The organism is Streptomyces mabaensis (assembly GCF_053763515.1).
Genome location: NZ_JBSOPZ010000013.1, coordinates 111282 through 129625, shown reverse-complemented (window position 1 = coordinate 129625; position 18344 = coordinate 111282). Strand labels below are relative to the sequence as shown.

Below are 18344 nucleotides of genomic sequence, written 5' to 3'. Positions count from 1 at the left end.
ATGTCCCCCACTTGGCGTGTATGTTCCGGGGCCGAGAACCTTGGAAGGGACCGATCCGGTGAACAAGAAGCTTGCAGCCGCACTGTCCGGCGGTGCGGTACTCGTGCTCGCGCTCTCGGGCTGCACCGACGACAGCGGCGAAAAGGTGAACGCCTGGGCGAAGCAGGTCTGCGACCAGGTGCAGCCTCAGGTCAAGAAGATCGAGGAAGCCAACGCCGCGATCCAGAAGGAGACGACGGACCAGAGCAAGGCGGACGTCGTCCAGAAGACCGACTCGGCCGCCTTCCAGTCCATGTCGGAGGCGTACAAGGCGATGGGCGCCGCGGTGAAGGGTGCCGGCGCCCCGCCGGTCGACGAGGGCAAGAAGACGCAGGAGGAAGCGGTCAAGGAGCTCGACGCGATCTCCGCGGCCTACGCCAACCTGAAGAAGCAGGTCGACGGCCTCGACACCAAGGACCAGGCCAAGTTCGCCGACGGCCTCAAGGGCATCGCGGCCGAGCTGGACAAGCTCAGCAAGAGCGGTAACCAGGCGCTGACGAAGCTGCAGTCCGGTGAGGTCGGCCAGGCGATGAAGAAGCAGGCGAGCTGCCAGCGCTCGACCGCGCCGTCGCCGTCCTAGGTCGCGTCCGCTCCCGCCGCGCCCGCTCCCGCCGCGTTCTGGCGCGACGGGCGGTGGGGCCGGTCCGCCCCACCGCGTCGTGGTCGTACGCAATGTCGGTGCCGGAGGCCACAATGGGCGGGTGAGTACGCCCAGCCTTCCCGCGCCCGACCGTTCCCCCCAACTGCGTGCGGCCCTGCTCCGCGCCGGCTTCACCGCGGACGGGCTGCTCGACCTGCTCGGCGCCCCCGCGTACGCCGCGCTCGCCCGCAGCGAGACGGTCCCCGCCGTCCGGGCCACCCGCGACGACGGCCCGCTGCAGACGCTCGTACGGCTCTTCCTGCTCCGGCGCCCCGTTCCGTACGCCCATGCCGCCGCTGCCCTGCCCGCCGAAGACGCCCTGGCCGACGGCTGGCTGACGCTGGACGGCGACCAGGTGCGGGCCGCCGTCGATGTGCGGCCCTACGGCGGGCCGGAGGGCCAGGACTGGTTCATCGTGTCCGACCTCGGCTGTGCCGTGGGCGGCGCCGGAGGCATCGGCAGCAGTCAGGAGGCCGTCGTCCTCGGGGTGGGCGGGGCGTCCACCACGCTGGCCGGCCTCACCGTCCGTACGCCCGTGGCCAAGGCGCTCGACCTCGGCACCGGTTCCGGCATCCAGGCCCTGCACGCCGCGCAGCACGCCACCCGGGTCACCGCCACCGATCTCAACCCGCGGGCCCTGCACTTCGCCCGGCTCACCCTGGCGCTCTCCGGGGCGCCCGAGGCGGACCTGCGGGAGGGCTCGCTGTTCGACCCGGTGGCGGACGAGACGTACGACCTGATCGTGTCGAACCCGCCGTTCGTCATCTCGCCGGGCGCCCGCCTGACGTACCGCGACGGCGGGATGGGCGGCGACGACCTGTGCCGCACGCTCGTCCAGCAGGCCGGTGACCGGCTGAACGCCGGCGGGTACGCGCAGTTCCTCGCCAACTGGCAGCACGTGGAGGGCGAGGACTGGCACGACAGGCTCCGCTCCTGGGTGCCGCGCGGCTGCGACGCGTGGATCGTGCAGCGCGAGGTGCAGGACATCACGCAGTACGCGGAGCTGTGGCTGCGCGACGCGGGAGACCACCGGAGCGACCCGGCCGACTACGAAGCGCGGTACGCGGCGTGGCTCGACGAGTTCGAGGCCCGCAAGACCAAGGCGGTCGGCTTCGGCTGGATCACCCTGCGGAAGTCCGGTTCCGACCGGCCCTCGATCGTCGTCGAGGAGTGGCCGCACCCGGTCGAGCAGCCGCTCGGCGCGACCGTGCTGGCGCACTTCGAGCGGCAGGACTTTCTGCGGGAGCACGACGACGCGGCGCTGCTGGCGGGCCATTTCAGGCTGGCGGACGAGGTCGTGCAGGAACAGGTCGGCATGCCGGGCGCCGAGGACCCCGAGCATGTGGTGCTCCGGCAGAACCGCGGCATGCGGCGCGCGACCAAGGTCGACACCGTCGGCGCGGGGTTCGCGGGGGTGTGCGACGGGACGCTCAGCGCAGGCCGGATCCTGGACGCCATCGCCCAGCTGCTGCAGGAGGACCCGGTGCTGCTCCGCGACCGGACGCCCGAGGCGATCCGGCTGCTGGTCGAGCAGGGTTTCCTCGTACCGGTGGACGGGCCGGAGTGAAACCGGCGGAGTCCGGCGGAGCGAAACCGGCGGAGTGAAACCGGCGGAGTGAGACCCGCGGAATGAAAGCCGCGCTGCGGCGGAAACCGGCCATCGCGCCGACCCCGGAGGCAGGTGTTCACTTGGGGTTGGTGCCGCCGATGCCCCGACATGTCAGCCTCCTCGTCCGGAAGCGCCCGGGAATCGGACACCGCGAGAGGTACGGACATGGAGAGCGGACCCGCGATCTTCGCCGGAACGACGTTCGCGCTGTTCGGCGCCGGGATGCTGGTCTGGACGGGAGCGCGCGTGCTGCATCGCGCGCCGGTTGCGTACGGAGTGCGCCCTGCCGCTTCCGTCACACTTGCCACGCTGGCTGGAGCGGCGTCCCTCGCCCTTGCCGCGTGGTGTTTCTGGAGGTTCTGAGGAGCTTCTGAAAAGAGGCTTTACGGCGGCGTCGGCACGGCGGGGCGAAGGTCGGGGCGGCAAGAAGGGCACTAGTCGGGTTACCGTTCGAGTGGCCGTTGCGGGCTTCTGCCGTTTGACACGGGGGCGGGTTGTACCGTCACACTCCGCAGCGTCACCGTACTGCGACCGAGTGCCGACCGGAGAGAAGAGCCAAGTTGTCCCCGACCAGCGAGACCGCAAAGGGCGGCCGCCGACTCGTCATCGTCGAGTCTCCTGCCAAGGCTAAGACGATCAAGGGCTATCTCGGCCCCGGATACGTCGTCGAGGCGAGCGTCGGGCACATCCGCGACCTCCCGAACGGCGCCGCCGAGGTGCCCGACAAGTACACCGGCGAGGTGCGCCGCCTCGGCGTGGACGTCGAACACGACTTCCAGCCCATCTACGTCGTCAACGCCGACAAGAAGGCCCAGGTCAGGAAGCTCAAGGAGCAGCTGGCCGAGTCCGACGAACTCTTCCTCGCCACCGATGAGGACCGCGAGGGCGAAGCCATCGCGTGGCACCTCCTGGAGGTGCTGAAGCCCAAGGTCCCGGTCCACCGGATGGTCTTCCACGAGATCACCGAGCACGCGATCCGGGACGCCGTGGCCAACCCGCGCGAGCTGAACAAGCGCATGGTCGACGCGCAGGAGACCCGCCGCATCCTCGACCGCCTCTACGGCTACGAGGTGTCGCCGGTCCTGTGGAAGAAGGTCATGCCGCGGCTGTCCGCGGGCCGGGTGCAGTCGGTCGCGACGCGTCTCGTCGTCGAGCGGGAGCGCGACCGCATCGCGTTCCGGTCCGCCGAGTACTGGGACCTGACCGGGACGTTCGCCACCGGCCGGGCCGGGGACGCTTCCGACCCGTCGACCCTGGTCGCCCGGCTGAACACGGTCGACGGCCGGCGGATCGCGCAGGGCCGCGACTTCGGCTCGAACGGACAGCTCAAGAGCGACGTCCTGCACCTCGACGAGACGAACGCGCGGGCCCTGGCCGCTGCCCTCGACGGCACGTCGTTCAGCGTCCGGTCCGTCGAGTCCAAGCCGTACCGGCGCTCGCCGTACGCCCCGTTCCGTACGACCACCCTGCAGCAGGAGGCCTCGCGCAAGCTCGGCTTCGGCGCGAAGGCGACCATGCAGGTGGCCCAGAAGCTGTACGAGAACGGCTTCATCACCTACATGCGTACGGACTCCACCACGCTGTCCGACACCGCGGTCGCCGCGGCCCGGGCCCAGGTCACGCACCTGTACGGCGCCAACTACCTGCCGGACAAGCCGCGGACGTACGCCGCCAAGGTCAAGAACGCGCAGGAGGCGCACGAGGCGATCCGGCCGTCGGGCGACAGCTTCCGTACGCCGGGCGAGACGGGTCTGACCGGCGACCAGCTCCGGTTGTACGAGCTGATCTGGAAGCGGACCGTCGCCTCCCAGATGAAGGACGCGGTCGGAAACTCGGTCACCGTGAAGATCGGCGGGCGGGCCTCGGACGGCCGGGACGCCGAGTTCTCGGCCTCCGGCAAGACGATCACCTTCCACGGCTTCATGAAGGCGTATGTCGAAGGCGCCGACGACCCGAACGCCGAGCTCGACGACCGCGAGCGGCGGCTGCCGCAGGTCGCCGAGGGCGACCCGCTGTCGGCCGAGGAGATCACGGCGGACGGCCACTCGACCAAGCCGCCGGCCCGCTACACCGAGGCCTCGCTGGTCAAGGAGCTCGAAGAGCGCGAGATCGGACGGCCCTCGACCTACGCGTCGATCATCGGGACCATCCTCGACCGTGGCTATGTGTTCAAGAAGGGGACCGCGCTGGTCCCGTCCTTCCTGAGCTTCGCCGTGGTCAACCTGCTGGAGAAGCACTTCGGGCGGCTCGTCGACTACGGCTTCACCGCCAAGATGGAGGACGACCTCGACCGCATCGCCCGGGGCGAGGCGCAGGCCGTGCCGTGGCTGAAGCGTTTCTACTTCGGCGAGGGCGACGCGGGCGCGGGTGCGGCCTCCGAGGCCGGCAACGGCGACGGCGACCACCTGGGCGGCCTGAAGGAGCTGGTGACCGACCTGGGCGCGATCGACGCCCGGGAGATCTCCTCGTTCCCGGTCGGCGAGGGCATCGTGCTGCGCGTGGGGCGCTACGGCCCGTACATCGAGCGCGGCGAGAAGGACGCGGAGGGCCACCAGCGGGCCGACGTGCCGGAGGAGATGGCGCCGGACGAGCTGACGGTCGCGTACGCGGAGGAGCTGTTCGCCAAGCCGAGCGGCGACTTCGAGCTGGGGGCGGATCCGGTCAGCGGGAACCAGATCGTCGCGAAGGACGGGCGCTACGGCCCGTACGTCACGGAGATCCTGCCCGAGGGCACGCCGAAGACCGGCAAGAACGCGGTCAAGCCGCGGACGGCCTCGCTCTTCAAGTCGATGTCCATCGACACGGTCACGCTCGACGAGGCGCTCAAGCTGATGTCGCTGCCGCGGGTGGTGGGAGTGGACGCCGAGGGCGTCGAGATCACCGCGCAGAACGGGCGGTACGGCCCGTACCTGAAGAAGGGCACGGACTCCCGCTCGATCGAGTCCGAGGACCAGCTCTTCACGATCACGCTGGACGAGGCGCTCGCGATCTACGCGCAGCCGAAGCAGCGCGGGCGGGCCGCGGCCAAGCCGCCGCTGAAGGAGCTCGGCACCGACCCGGTGAGCGGGCGCCCGGTGGTGGTGAAGGACGGCCGCTTCGGGCCGTACGTGACGGACGGCGAGACGAACGCGACGCTGCGGCGGGACGACGACGTCGAGACGATCACGCCGGAGCGGGGCTACGAACTGCTCGCGGAGAAGCGGGCGAAGGGCCCGGCCAAGAAGACGGCCAAGAAGGCTCCCGCCAAGAAGGCTCCGGCGAAGAAGGCGACCGCCGCGAAGAAGACGGCGGCGAAGAAGACGACGACGGCGACGGTGGCGAAGAAGACGGTCGCGAAGAAGACGACCGCCAAGAAGACGACGGCGGCGGCGAAGAAGACCGCGTCGAGCGCGAACGCGACGGCGGACGAGTAGCGAGGGCCGGTCCCCGGGCGCCGGGCAGCGCCCGGGGGACCGCTGAGCGCCGGGGCGCGCGGTCGGCCCCGTCGCCCTCCGCTGCGGGGGCCGGGGCTGACCGGAGGGTGGCGCCCCGAGTGCTGGGTCGGTGACGGGCCGTGGCGGTGGCCGCCGGCTCGGGGGTCCGTCGACCTCCGCCGCCGGGCCGACCGGTGTGTTTCGCGTTCCGCGTCGGCGGGAGTGCCTGTGGCTCGGCCGCGCGGCAGCGCCCCCAGGCAGGTCGCCGTGGGGCTGCCTCGGGCCGGGGGTGTTCAGCGGTTGTGGTCACTTGTTCGGGTGGACCGGCATGGATCTGCGCGCTCCGGATAGGCTGGGCGGATGACGCGAGCCGAGCAGCCAACCGTCGGGACCACCCCTTCCGACGACGCCCTAGCCGCGGACTCACGTGAGCGCGCGGTGCGCGCGCTGCTGCGCATCCCCCCGCTGCGGCGGTTGTGGAGCGCGCATCTGGTCGGCGGTGTCGGCGATGCGCTGGCCCTTCTGGTGCTGGTGCTGCTGTCCCTCCAGGCGGCAGTCGGCGAGGGCGCGTTCGGCGGGGGGTACCGGGGCGCGGCATTCGCGGTCGCCGCGGTGTTCGGGGTACGGATCCTCGCCACGCTGCTGTTCGGCGCCGTGCTGCTCGGTCCGCTCTCCACGCTGACCGCGCCCGGCGGCCCGCTGGACCGCCGGTGGACCATGATGGCCGCGGACGGGGTGCGGATCGCGCTGTTCGTCGTCGCTCCGCTGTGGATCGACTGGACCCCCGACCAGGCTCTCGCGTTCCTCCTCGCCACCGTCTTCGTCGCCGGCGTCGCCGAGCGTTTCTGGACGGTCGCCAGGGAGAGCGCGGCGCCCGCGCTGCTGCCCGCCCCGCCGCCGGAGGGCGCGACGGTACGGCCGCTGCCGGACCACACCGACGCGCTGCGCCGCCTGTCCCTCCGTACGGGCTTCGTGGCCCTTCCCGCCGCGGCCGCCGTGCTGCTGGCCGCCACGCTGGTGGGCAATCTGCTCGGTGCCGGCGTCGCATGGTTCTCGCTCCACCAGGCGGCTTTCGGTTCGTACGTCGCGGCCGGGCTCTTCGCGGCCTCCGTCTCGGTGCTGTACCTGCTGGAGCTGCCCGACACCCAGACGCCCCGCCCGCGTTCGCCGCTGGAGGGGCTGCGCCGCCCGAAGACCGGGAGCGGCGCCGACAAGGGACGCACGGGTGCGATCGCGCTGCTCGTCCTGGCCTGTGCGGCGGTGGCGGGGGCGGTGGCGTCCGCCGTGGCCGTGTCCGTACTGCACGCGTTCGACCTCGGCGGCGGCCCGGCCGCCTTCGCGCTGCTCGTACTGGCGCTGACGGGCGGCACGGTTCTCGGCATCCGCGGGGCGCAGCAGGTGCTGCCCGCCCTCTCGCGCCGCCGGCTGCTCGCCCTGACCCTCGCGCTGACCGGGCTTGCGCTGCTGGTCATGGGCCTCGTGCCGGACACCGCGACCGTGCTGATCATCGCGCTGTTCGCAGGCTTCTGCGCGGGTGTTGCCGCGGGCGCCGGGCACACGCTGCTGGAGCAGGAGAGCGAGGAGTTCCGGCGGGTCCGGACGGTCGAGCACCTCCAGGCGGTCGTCCGGGTCTCCATCGCGCTCGCCGCCGTCGCGGCCCCGCTGCTGGCCGCGGCCATCGGGCCGCACCGGCTGGCGAACGGCAGCTTCGTCTTCGCCCACGGCGGCGCCGCCTTCACGCTGATGCTGGTGGGCGCGCTCCTGCTGCCCGTCGCGGCGATCGTGCTGGGCAAGGCCGACGACCGGCAGGGCGTACCGCTGCGGCGCGACCTGCGGGACGCGTTCCGGGGCGGGGAGCCCGCACAGGCGCCCGCGGCCACCGGTTTCTTCCTCGCCCTGGAGGGCGGCGACGGGGCCGGGAAGTCGACCCAGGCCGAGGCGCTGGCCGAGTGGATCCGGGCCAAGGGACACGAGGTCGTGGTGACCCGCGAGCCGGGCGCGACGCCGGTCGGCAAGCGGCTGCGGTCGATCCTGCTGGACGTGTCGTCGGCCGGGCTGTCGAACCGTGCGGAGGCGCTGCTGTACGCCGCCGACCGGGCCGAGCACGTCGACACCGTCGTCCGGCCGGCGCTGGAGCGGGGCGCGGTCGTGATCTCCGACCGGTACATCGACTCGTCCGTGGCCTACCAGGGCGCCGGCCGCGACCTCTCGCCGACCGAGATCGCCCGTATCTCGCGCTGGGCGACGGATGGACTCGTACCGCATCTGACCGTACTGCTGGACGTCTCCCCGGAGACGGCACGGGAGCGCTTCACGGAGGCGCCGGACCGGCTGGAGTCCGAGCCCGCGGAGTTCCACCAGCGGGTACGGGCCGGGTTCCTGACCCTGGCGGCCGCGGACCCGGGCCGGTACCTGGTGGTGGACGCGGGCCAGGAGCCGGAGTCGGTGACGACGGTCGTACGGCACCGGCTCGACCAGATGCTGCCGCTCTCCGACGCCGAGGTGAAGGCGCGGGAGGAGGCGCGGAAGGCGGCGGAGGAAGAGGCACGCCGGCGGGCCGAGGAGGAGGCCGCGCGCAAGGCGGAGGAGGAACGGCTGGAGCGCGAGCGGCAGGCGCAGCTCGCCAAGCTCCGGGCCGAGGAGGAGGAGCGCAAGCGCCGCGAGATCCAGGAGGCGCAGCAGCGGGAGGCCGAGCGGCAGGCGGAGGAGGCGCGGCAGCGCGCGGAGGAGGCCCGCCGGCTCGCGGAGGAGGAGCGGGCGCGTCGCGCCGCGGAGGAGAAGGCGCTGGCGGCGGAGCAGGAGCGCCGTCGCAGGCAGGCGGAGGAGGAGGCGCGGCTCCGGGCGGAGGCGGAGGCGCGGCGTCTGGAGAAGCAGCGCAAGGCGGAGGAGGCGTTGCTCCGCGCGGAGGAGGCCCGTCGGCTGGCGGAGTCGGCGGCCGCGGCGGCGGCTGCGGCGTCCGCGTCCGCTCGTACGTCGGAGGAGGCGCCGACTGCGCCGACCCCGGCGGTGGGCCCGGAAGAGGTGACCCAGACGGTCCCGGCTCCGACGGACCCCCGGGTGGGCCCGACGGAAGAGACGGCGGTACTGCCGCCGGTCGCGGCCGACGAGACAGCGGTGCTGCCGCCGGTACGGGACGACCGCACCGGCCCGGCGGACGAGACGGCGGTGCTGCCGCCCGTACGCGACGACCGCGCTGGCAAGGTGGATGAGACGGCGGTGCTGCCGCCGGTACGCGACGACCGCGTCGGCTTGGCGGAGGAGACAGCGGTGCTGCCGCCGGTACGCGACGACCGGGTGCCGCCGGGCTTCTTCCGGGACGAGCCGGAGGCGTCGCCCGAGCGCACCCGCGAGCTCCCGCAGATGGACGAGTCGGGCCGCCCCCGCCGCCGCTCGGACTGGGCGGAGGAAACCCCGCTGGACGACCTCCCCACCCTGGCGGACGAACTGCTGGGCCCCCACGACGGCGAGGAAGACACCCCGCGCAGAAACCGCCGCGGCTAGGTCCCCCGTCCGGGGCCCCCAGGGAGGTGCCCCAGGGCACGCACTTCTGCCACGTTGGCCGGGTTCGCCCATAGCTTCCGCTAGGGGCGAACCCGGCCGCCTTGCGGCTGTGCGCAGGCGGCCGCCGCGCGCAGCGCTGCTCCGTGGCGATGCCCGGCGCAGGGGCCGCAGCTGCTGGAACGGTGTTTGGCAGCGCATCCCGCACGGGTCGCGGGGGGCCGGGACCCGGCGGCGGTGCGGGTACGCCCGGCCGGAACCTGCCAGGTCCGGGGGCCGTGGCCCCGCGCCCCCACCCACCCCGCCGGGGGCCGGGGCTTGCCCCGGTTTCGGGAAGGGGCGGGTCAGGGGAGAGAGCACCCGCCCGCCGCCGGACGGCCATCGGCGTCCGGTGTCAGTGGGGTGGCCCACAATGGGGCCGTACGTGTACGACGCGCAGAGGGCGGGACCGCATGGCCGTATGGGACGACCTGGTGGGCCAGGACCGGGTGCAGGCGCAGCTTGCCGCCGCCGCGCGCGACGCGGACGCCCTGGTCACCGCCGAATCCGCCGCAACCCCGGACGCGACCGCAACCCCGGCCGCGACCGCCACCCCCCCGCCCCTCACCGCGTCGAAGATGACGCACGCGTGGCTGTTCACCGGGCCGCCCGGCTCGGGGCGGTCCACCGCCGCCCGAGCCTTCGCGGCGGCGCTGCAGTGCACCAGCCCGGACCGCGCCCTCGGCGGCGCACCGGGCTGCGGGTTCTGCGACGGCTGCCACACCACCCTCGTCGGCACGCACGCGGACGTGGAGATCATCCGCACCGATCTCCTCTCCATCGGCGTGAAGGAGACCCGCGACCTCGTCCGCCGCGCGCAGCTCTCCCCCGCCGTCGGCCGCTGGCAGGTCATCGTGCTCGAGGATGCCGACCGCCTCACCGAGGGCGCGGGCAACGTCCTGCTGAAGGCCGTGGAGGAGCCCGCCCCGCGCACGGTGTGGCTGCTGTGCGCGCCCTCGCTGGAGGACGTGCTGCCCACGATCCGCTCACGCTGCCGGCATCTGACCCTCCGTACACCGTCCGTCGAGGCCGTCGCGGACGTGCTGGTCCGGCGGGACGGGATCGAGCCCGCCGTCGCCGCGTCCGTCGCCCGCGCCACCCAGGGGCACATCGGCCGGGCCCGCCGCCTCGCCACCGACGAGCGGGCCCGCGCGCGCCGCGCGTCGGTGCTCCGCCTGCCGCTCCGCGTCGACGACATCGGCGGCTGCCTCAAGGCCGCCCAGGAGCTGATCGACGCCGCCGCCGAGGACGCCAAGCAGGTCGCGGAGGAGATCGACGTCAAGGAGACCGAGGATCTGCGCGCCGCGCTGGGCGCCGGGGCAGGATCCGGCGGCCGCATGCCGCGCGGTACGGCCGGGGTGATGAAGGAGCTGGAGGACAAGCAGAAGCGGCGCAAGACCCGCACGCAGCGCGACAGCCTCGACCTCGCGCTCATCGACCTGACCGGGTTCTACCGGGACGTGCTGGCCCTCCAGCTGGGTTCCCGGGTGGCGATCGCCAATGCGGAGATGGGGGACGAGCTGAACCGGATCGCGCAGAGTTCGACCCCCGAGCGCACCCTGCGCCGGATAGAGGCGGTGATCGCCTGCCGCGACGCGCTCGAGCGGAATGTCGCCCCGCTGCTGGCCGTCGAGGCCATGACGATGGCCCTCCGTGCGGGTTGACACGATCACTCATACGGGAACGAACGGTGCAGGTCGCCCCGCCGGGCGTTACGCTCCGCAGATGGACACCAGGCGCCTGCTCCGCACCACCGGGACCGTGCTCGCTGCAACCGGACTGTTCATTTCCGGCTGTACGTCGGGGAGTTCCAGCCCGACCGCATCGGCGTCGGCTCCGGGAGGCCCCGCGGCGGCCACGGACGTCCCCGCGAACCTCAAGCCGTACTACGACCAGAAGCTGAGCTGGCGGGACTGCGGTGTCCCGGGGTTCCAGTGCGCCACGATGAAGGCGCCGCTGGACTACGACAAGCCCGACCCCGCCCAGGACATCAAGCTCGCGGTGGCCCGCAAGAAGGCCACCGGCCCCGGCAAGCGCCTCGGATCGCTGCAGGTCAACCCGGGCGGGCCCGGCGGATCGGCGATCGGCTACCTCCAGGCGTACGCGGGCATCGGCTACCCCGCCCCGGTCCGTGCCCAGTACGACATGGTGGCGATCGACCCGCGCGGGGTGGCTCGCAGCGAGCCCGTCGAGTGCCTGGACGGCAAGGAGATGGACGCGTACACGCAGGTCGACCAGACTCCGGACGACCCGGCCGAGAGCGGCCTGCTGGTCGCCGCATTCAAGAAGTTCGCGGCGGGCTGCGAGAAGCGGTCCGGTGAGATCCTGCCGCACGTGTCGACGGTCGACGCCGCCAAGGACATGGATGTGCTGCGGGCTGTGCTGGGCGACGAGAAGCTGGCGTACGTCGGCGCCTCGTACGGCACGTACCTGGGCGCGACGTACGCGGACCTCTTCCCCGGCCGCGTCGGCCGGCTGGTCCTGGACGGCGCGATGGATCCGACGCTGCCCTCGATCGAGCTGAACCGGGACCAGACGGCCGGCTTCGAGACGGCGTTCCGGTCCTTCGCGAAGGACTGCGCTGCGCAGCCGGACTGCCCGCTGGGCACGGGCGGCCCGGCCGACGCGGGCAAGCAGCTCAAGGCGTTCCTCGACAAGCTCGACGCCGACCCGGTGCCGACCGGCCAGAGCCGCGAACTCACCGAGTCCCTCGCGACCACCGGCGTCATCGCCGCGATGTACGACGAGTCGGCCTGGCCGCAGCTGCGCGAAGGGATCACCCGGGCGGAGGCGGGCGACGGCGCCGGGCTCCTCGCCCTCGCCGACTCCTACTACGAGCGCGAGCCGGACGGCACGTACGCGAATCTCATGTACGCGAACGCCGCCGTGAACTGTGTCGACCTGCCGCCGGCCTTCAGCGGGCCGGAAGCGGTCCAGGCGGCGCTCCCGTCCTTCGAGAAGGCCTCGCCGGTCTTCGGCGAGGGGCTCGCGTACGCCTCGCTGAACTGCACGTACTGGCCGGTCAAGGCGACTGGCAAGCCGCAGCGCCTGGAGGCGAAGGGGGCCGCGCCGATCGTGGTCGTCGGTACGACGCGGGATCCGGCCACCCCGTACAAGTGGGCGGAGGCGCTGGCCGGCCAGCTCTCGTCGGGCACCCTCCTGACGTACGACGGAGACGGGCACACCGCGTACGGCCGCGGCAGCGACTGCATCGACACGGCGATCAACCGCTACCTGCTGGAGGGCAGGCCCCCGGCGGACGGCAAGAAGTGCTGACAGGGCCCCTCCGGCACCCAACCGGAGGCTGGTCCGGGGCACCCCGAACAACCCTGTAGACTTGGCGCCGCTGCTGATGCGAATCTCTTCGTGCGCGAGGAGATGCCTCCGCAGCTTGCCGCCTTAGCTCAGTTGGCCAGAGCAACGCACTCGTAATGCGTAGGTCTCGGGTTCGAATCCCGAAGGCGGCTCGGATTAACCCCAGGACTCACTCGCCGTGACCTGGGGTTTTTTCATGCCCCGGCGTAGGCCCCCAGTGAACGCATGCCGTGAAGTCCGGGGTTGGGCAGGGGGATTGCGGCCTGTGCGAGCAGGGGCAGGCCCGGTCACGGGGGCGTGCCGCACGTCAGGCCTCCATTCCATCCCGATAAGAGCCCAGGTGCGCGAACATCTGCGTAAGTACCTGAATAGGAAGCCATATGTGAGTCATCGCGGGCGGCGGTGTAACAGGCAGCGCATGCGGAACGCAGAAGCAGGAAGAAGCGGGGCGACGACCCGGGCTGAATTTCGACACCTGGAGCGAGCGCGCCGACATGGCACTACGTCGATCGGATTTCCTGTGAGCAACATCGACCCGGTTCCCGGACACCAGACGTACATCCAGCCCTCGCAGCCGGACAGCTCCGCGCGTCACCAGACCGCCACACGGCGCACCGCCCTCACCGTCTGTACGATCGCGGACATCGCGGCAGGTCTGCTCGGCCTGTGGATCCTGTTGTTCCTGCTCGACGCGAACCAGGCGAATGTGTTCGTCGAGTTCGTGCGGGGAACGGCGGACTGGCTGGCCTGGTGGGCACGGGACATTTTCACGATGGACACAGAAGGTCTACGTGTTGCCCTTAATTATGGTCTTCCGGCTGCCATGTATTTGCTGATCGGCCATGGGATCGCTGCCCGGCTCAACCGAGCCTGACAGCGGACCGGCCTTTTTCGATCGCCACGAACCGCTGCCGCTGAATCCACGCAGGAGCATCACACAGGCTGCACACAGCCTTTCGAAAGCCTCGTTAGCGTGACTGGCCGCTCGATCCCCTATGCGAAACATGACCAGGCCGTGGCCCAGGCGGGCCAACGGCGCAGTCCGCCCAGGAAGACCAGAAGACCGCAGATGGATTACTGCTCCTCGTGCCGTCGGCATCTCAACGGCGCCCTGGTGTGTCCCGGGTGTGGCGCCTACGCCCCGGACATCGCCCCGCCCGCCACCGACGGCCGCATCGGTTCGGGCGCCCCACCGGCCACACCGGCCCACCGGGAATCCGCGACCTCCGGCGTGTGGCACGACAGACCCCTGGACAACGAGGCGGAGTTCCATGCTGATACGGACGCGGCCCCGCACACCCTCGCCGCCGACGTGGAGGGCCCGTCGCCGGCGCAGCAGGGTCGGGCAGCACGCCGTCGCCAGCTGGCCCGCTGGAAGAAGAACAAGCGCCGGGCAGCGGTCGCGAGCGCCGTCGCACTCGTCGGAGGCGGACTGACCATCGCCACGATGGACCGGCACTCCACGGACCGGGCACAGGCGGCCACGGCGCCGGACCAGCGGAGTGTGGGCGCCGTGGAAGAGCAGATGCCTGAGCAGAACCCTCCGGCGTCCACACCAGCCACCACTCAGGGCACTCTCCGGTCGTCACACACCCCTTCCCAGTCCCAGCCGCAGCCGCCGACGACCAGCGCCCCGCGACAGCAGTCCCTCGCGGCCCCGCCCCGCACGCCGCAGTCGATCGCTCGGCCGGATGCCGCCGCGCCTCCCCGCCCGGCTGCGTCGTCGACCCCGCAGCCGCAGAGCACCGCCGCGTCCGCCGGCGAATCGGCCCCCGAGCGCTCCGATACGACGACGGAGCAACCGTCGGCGCCCCCGACCGCCGGCAGCCCGGACTCGGGCGCGTCCCAGACCGGTCCCGCATTGATATCGACGTCGCCGACGGAGGTGTGTGTGCTCGTGGTGTGCCTCGGCTGACCATGCCGACACCCGGCCGTTGCCGGCTCGACGAGCGGGACGTGTGTCGCACATGGCGCTCCTACGTCCTGGTTCCTCAGTCCGTGAGCAACAGCCCCAGCCGATGGAAGGGATGAGGAGGCAGAGCCCGTGAGCCCCCGCTACGAAGTCCAAGTCCTGCTGCGCCGCATCGGCCGGTGGTGGGCCGTCGACGTCCCCCGTCTCGACCTGCACGCCCAGTGCCGCACTCTGGAGCATGCGGAGGACCTGGCCCGCGGCCTCGTCGCCGAAGCCCTCGGTGTCCCTCCGGACGCCGTCGTCGTGGACATGGCGGTGCCCGAACTCGGACCCGTGCTCGGCCCGGTCGCGGAAGCGCGGCGCCGCCGGGCGGCCGCGGTCGCCGCCGAGGATCAGGCGATCGCCGCAGCCGTTCAGGAGCTCGTGGACCAGCTGCGCGTGAGCCAGGGCGACGCCGGGCGTCTGCTCGGCATGTCACCGAGCGAGGTGGCCCGCTTCACGCCACCACGCGGCTCGGCGACCCCCGGCCCAGGCCAGCAGCTCACTCCGGTGCCCGCGCCGAGTCCGGCGCGGCCGGGCGCCGCCCCTGCTCCCCGCTCACGTCCCGGCCCCGCCGCGCAGCCGCGGCAGGCGATCTCCTCCGCCCGGCCCTCCTGGGCGATCCCCGACGACGGCACCGAAGGCCGAGGCCGACAGGGCTACGCCTCCTCCGGGTGATTCAGCGGTGCTCGTGCGCCGCGCGGCGGCGCAGATGGGGGGTGGACTGCCGGGCCTGAGAGCGCAGTTGCCTCGCCCCTGAGCCGAACGACGTGTCGAGCCGGTCCGCGAACGCAATGTCCGCAAACCCGCCGGGCGGCGGGGGTCGAATCGTCCGGGCAGTCGATGCGAGGCCCCCTGCCGCTGCCTAGGCTCGTTCCTGTGGCGCAACTCGACCATGCGCCACATCGACCTTTGCTTGACCATGAACCTTTGCTTGACCATGAAAACGGGGCACAGTGCACAAGAAGTCGTTGATCACCATTTCCGATGCCATTCCGCTGCGACGGAGCATCCGGCGGGCCGTCGACCAGGTCGACGACCTCGAGGTGGTGGGGGAGCGTGCCGGTTATCAGGCGCTGGAGCAGTCCGCACGCGACCGGATCGATCTGGTTCTGATCGACACCGCGGACATCCCCGCGGCAGAGCTGCGCACGGTGGTGGAGCACCTCCGGGCGCTGCCCAGCTCGCCCAAGGTCGCGCTGCTGGCGACGGGGGCCGCCGCCGACATGGCTCTGGCGCTGCGTTCGGGTGCTCATGGCGTGCTGACGAGGGACATGGAGCCCATCGACCTCGTCCGGGCGCTTCAGCTCGTCGCGTCGGGCTGCTGGGCAGTCTCCGCCGCGACGGCCCGGCTCGTGCCGGGGGGCCCGATGTCGGTGATCGGCCCCTCGTCGCCGCGGGAGCGGATCGCCTCGCTCACCGAGCGGGAGCGGCAAGTGCTGTTCCTCGTCGCCGAGGGGCTGTCGAACGGGGAAGTCAGCCGACGGCTCTTTCTCAGCCCGGAAACGGTCAAGGAGCATGTGAGCCGCATCCTCGGGAAGTTGCGGGTCGCCAACCGCATACAGGCGGCGGTAATAGCGGCCAGGTGCGAGCTCGTACACGTCTGATGCGTATCCCATCCCCCCGAAAGGGGGGTTGGCATCAGTAACCGGCGGCGACAGAGTATGACCTGCAGGCAGCCGGACGGGGGGAATGGCTATGAACAACCTGACACGTGAGCGCGTGCCCACAGAACAGCCGGGATTCGCACCGGTCGATCTGGAGAAGGTGCCCGCAGTCGACGCACTTCTGGAACTGTTGGGGCTCGGTCCGTTCGACCGGGATTCACTCGTCGCGCCGGTGGGCCGCAATGAAGTGTGGGCGGGCGCCACAGCCGGCGGTCGCAAGGTGTTCGTCAAGCGTCTGGTCGGCGGGGACGAAGATGTACGCGCGAGAATGCGGCGCCTGTTGTCCTTCGAGCAGTTCTCCGCGGAACTCTCCTCCAGCGCCTTGCGTGGTCCGGAATTCCTGGGCTGTGACGAGGAAGCGCGGATCGTCGTCTTCGAGTATCTCGAAGGTGCGCGGAGCGGCGCGGAGTTGATGGTCGACGAGACGTTCGACGACGCGCTGGCCCACGCGGTCGGCCGGGCCATCGGCCTTCTGCACGACAGCCCGGTGCGCGAACCCGGCGACCTGGACAGCTCCACACCCGAACTGCCCTCACCGGCGCTACTGCAAGCGCTGCCGCAGCGGATGTTCGACAACCTCAGCTTCGGCGAGCTGCAGACCTGGCGGCTCATACAGAGCGACCCCGCGCTGATCGCGGCGGTGACGGACCTGCGCGCCCGGGAAGAGGAAGCGCCCCGGGTGCCGGCCCACTGCGATCTGCGTGTGGATCAACTGCTGGTCACGGACGAGGGGTTCCATGTCGCGGACTGGGAGGAATTCCGGCTGGCCGACCCGGCGCGTGATGTGGGCGGATTCGCCGGTGAATGGCTCTACCGTTCCATCCTGGACATCGCGACCTCCCGTGGGGACACGGTTCTCATGGATACCGATCTCACACATGAGTCGGTCCTGCGGCGGGGCACGGAGAAGATCGAGCGACTGCGGCCACGCATCCAGCATTTCTGGGACGGATATCGCGAGACCGCCGGCCGGACCGATGCGGAACTCGCTGTGCGGGCCACCGCTTTCGCCGGCTGGCACATGCTGGACCGCTTGATCGCGGGAAGTCCGCAACGCGGCCGGATTTCCGGTATCGAACGCGCGGCTGCCGGTGTCGGCCGAGGGATATTGCTCAACCCTGAGCGGTTCACCGCCACGCTCGGCCTGGGGAGAACGAAGTGAATGGTGTGAACGAGGTCAAAGAGGCCGTGGTCGGACTGTCCGCGGCATTGCGGTCGGCGGTCGGCGGCATATCCGTCTCGGAGGACAGGGCGTCCGCGACCGTGGCCGGCCGGGAACTCACGGCCGACGATCCGCGTGCCCTGGAGTCCCTGCTCGCCGGCGCGCTCTACGAGACATGGCACGCAGGCCGCCGCGAGGGGTCGGAGAACCTCCCGCGACAGCTGAGAGACGCCGAGTTCGAGCAGGCACTGAGCGAGGCCGTGCCGCATGAGCACACATCGGTCGGAGTGCTCATGTGCGCCGCTCCGGCGCGGTCCACCGTGGGCGCGGCGGAAGCGATCGTCCAGCGGGACGGGGTGCGCATCCGCATCGCACGGGAATCCGTGGAAGGGGCCCTCGGCGCAACCGCCGGCGCAACCGCGGACTGGGTTCCCGGTGACCGGATCACGCTGCGGATGCCGGCCGCGCGCCCCGCGCTCTCGCCCGGGTTCTTCCTGGTCGACGGATCCACTCCCGGGAGCGGCTCCGGTGGGACAGTCCGGCTCTATGTGCACCTCACCGACTCCCGGAGTGCTGTCGCTGTATGGGGCCGGGTCCTGAGCCACCTGGAGGAGCGGAAGCTGCCGTACCGGGCCAAGGTGCTCTCGTCGAGGCTGCTGTATCCCCGGCGTGACGCCCTGGTGGTCTATCTCGGCCAGGAGGCCTGGGCCGCCGTTCCCGGGCTGGCCGAGACCGTCGTGGGCAGCCCCGGCGTGGGGGAGGAGACCTCGGTGTTCACCCATCGGCTCGGGCCCGGTGTCGCACTGGCCTGGGAACCGGAGGATCGGCGTCAGCCTATGCAGGGACTGAGTTTCGGCCAGCACCGGGCGAGCGCGGTGGCCAAGGCCGTACTCGACAGCGGAAAGTCCGGGAATTCCGTGGAGTGCGAGCTGCTGGCCCAATTCGCGGAGGCCAATATCGATCCCGCCGATCCGGCGCGCAATTCCACCTCGCCCCGGTTGTTCTGAGGCG

13 protein-coding genes and 1 tRNA gene are annotated in these 18344 nt (G+C 71.7%); all 14 read left to right on the top strand.

Features of this window, described 5'->3' with window-relative positions:
* Window positions 1-58 precede the first annotated feature (58 nt).
* Complete coding sequence (locus tag ACWV17_RS14280; RefSeq protein WP_455353748.1) at window positions 59-619, top strand: small secreted protein; 561 nt, start codon at window positions 59-61, stop codon at window positions 617-619.
* A gap of 121 nt (window positions 620-740) precedes the next feature.
* Window positions 741-2246, top strand: coding sequence for a DUF7059 domain-containing protein (locus tag ACWV17_RS14275; RefSeq protein ID WP_455359970.1), 1506 nt, complete (start codon window positions 741-743; stop codon window positions 2244-2246).
* A 207-nt stretch (window positions 2247-2453) separates the two neighbouring features.
* Entirely contained in the window at window positions 2454-2651 is a 198-nt protein-coding gene (locus ACWV17_RS14270) for a hypothetical protein (RefSeq protein ID WP_455353746.1), read from the top strand.
* 197 nt (window positions 2652-2848) lie between these two features.
* Window positions 2849-5701 carry a type I DNA topoisomerase gene (topA, locus tag ACWV17_RS14265; RefSeq protein ID WP_455359969.1) on the top strand — a complete coding sequence of 951 codons (2853 nt, stop codon included), beginning with the start codon at window positions 2849-2851 and terminating at the stop codon, window positions 5699-5701.
* 360 nt (window positions 5702-6061) lie between these two features.
* Window positions 6062-9202, top strand: a complete 3141-nt coding sequence (tmk, locus tag ACWV17_RS14260) for a dTMP kinase (protein ID WP_455359968.1) — start codon at window positions 6062-6064, stop codon at window positions 9200-9202.
* Window positions 9203-9651: 449 nt separating this feature from the next.
* Complete coding sequence (locus ACWV17_RS14255; RefSeq protein WP_455353741.1) at window positions 9652-10902, top strand: DNA polymerase III subunit delta'; 1251 nt, start codon at window positions 9652-9654, stop codon at window positions 10900-10902.
* Between the two features lie 61 nt (window positions 10903-10963).
* On the top strand, window positions 10964-12514 hold the full coding sequence (locus tag ACWV17_RS14250; protein WP_455359967.1) for an alpha/beta hydrolase: 1551 nt from the start codon (window positions 10964-10966) through the stop codon (window positions 12512-12514).
* A 117-nt stretch (window positions 12515-12631) separates the two neighbouring features.
* A tRNA-Thr gene (locus tag ACWV17_RS14245) sits at window positions 12632-12705 on the top strand.
* A gap of 368 nt (window positions 12706-13073) precedes the next feature.
* On the top strand, window positions 13074-13427 hold the full coding sequence (locus ACWV17_RS14240; protein WP_455359966.1) for a hypothetical protein: 354 nt from the start codon (window positions 13074-13076) through the stop codon (window positions 13425-13427).
* Window positions 13428-13622: 195 nt separating this feature from the next.
* The gene (locus ACWV17_RS14235; protein ID WP_455359965.1) at window positions 13623-14468 is read left to right on the top strand and encodes an SCO2400 family protein; all 846 of its coding nucleotides are present in this window, start codon (window positions 13623-13625) and stop codon (window positions 14466-14468) included.
* Between the two features lie 129 nt (window positions 14469-14597).
* Window positions 14598-15182 carry a hypothetical protein gene (locus ACWV17_RS14230; protein ID WP_455359964.1) on the top strand — a complete coding sequence of 195 codons (585 nt, stop codon included), beginning with the start codon at window positions 14598-14600 and terminating at the stop codon, window positions 15180-15182.
* Between the two features lie 293 nt (window positions 15183-15475).
* A complete protein-coding gene (locus tag ACWV17_RS14225) occupies window positions 15476-16111 on the top strand; it encodes a LuxR C-terminal-related transcriptional regulator (protein ID WP_455359963.1) in 636 nt (211 codons plus the stop codon).
* Between the two features lie 91 nt (window positions 16112-16202).
* Complete coding sequence (gene lxmK / locus ACWV17_RS14220) at window positions 16203-17333, top strand: class V lanthionine synthetase subunit LxmK (RefSeq protein ID WP_455359962.1); 1131 nt, start codon at window positions 16203-16205, stop codon at window positions 17331-17333.
* Window positions 17330-18340, top strand: a complete 1011-nt coding sequence (locus ACWV17_RS14215; RefSeq protein WP_455353734.1) for a T3SS effector HopA1 family protein — start codon at window positions 17330-17332, stop codon at window positions 18338-18340. The genes lxmK and ACWV17_RS14215 overlap by 4 nt, the downstream gene beginning before the upstream one ends.
* Window positions 18341-18344: the final 4 nt, after the last annotated feature.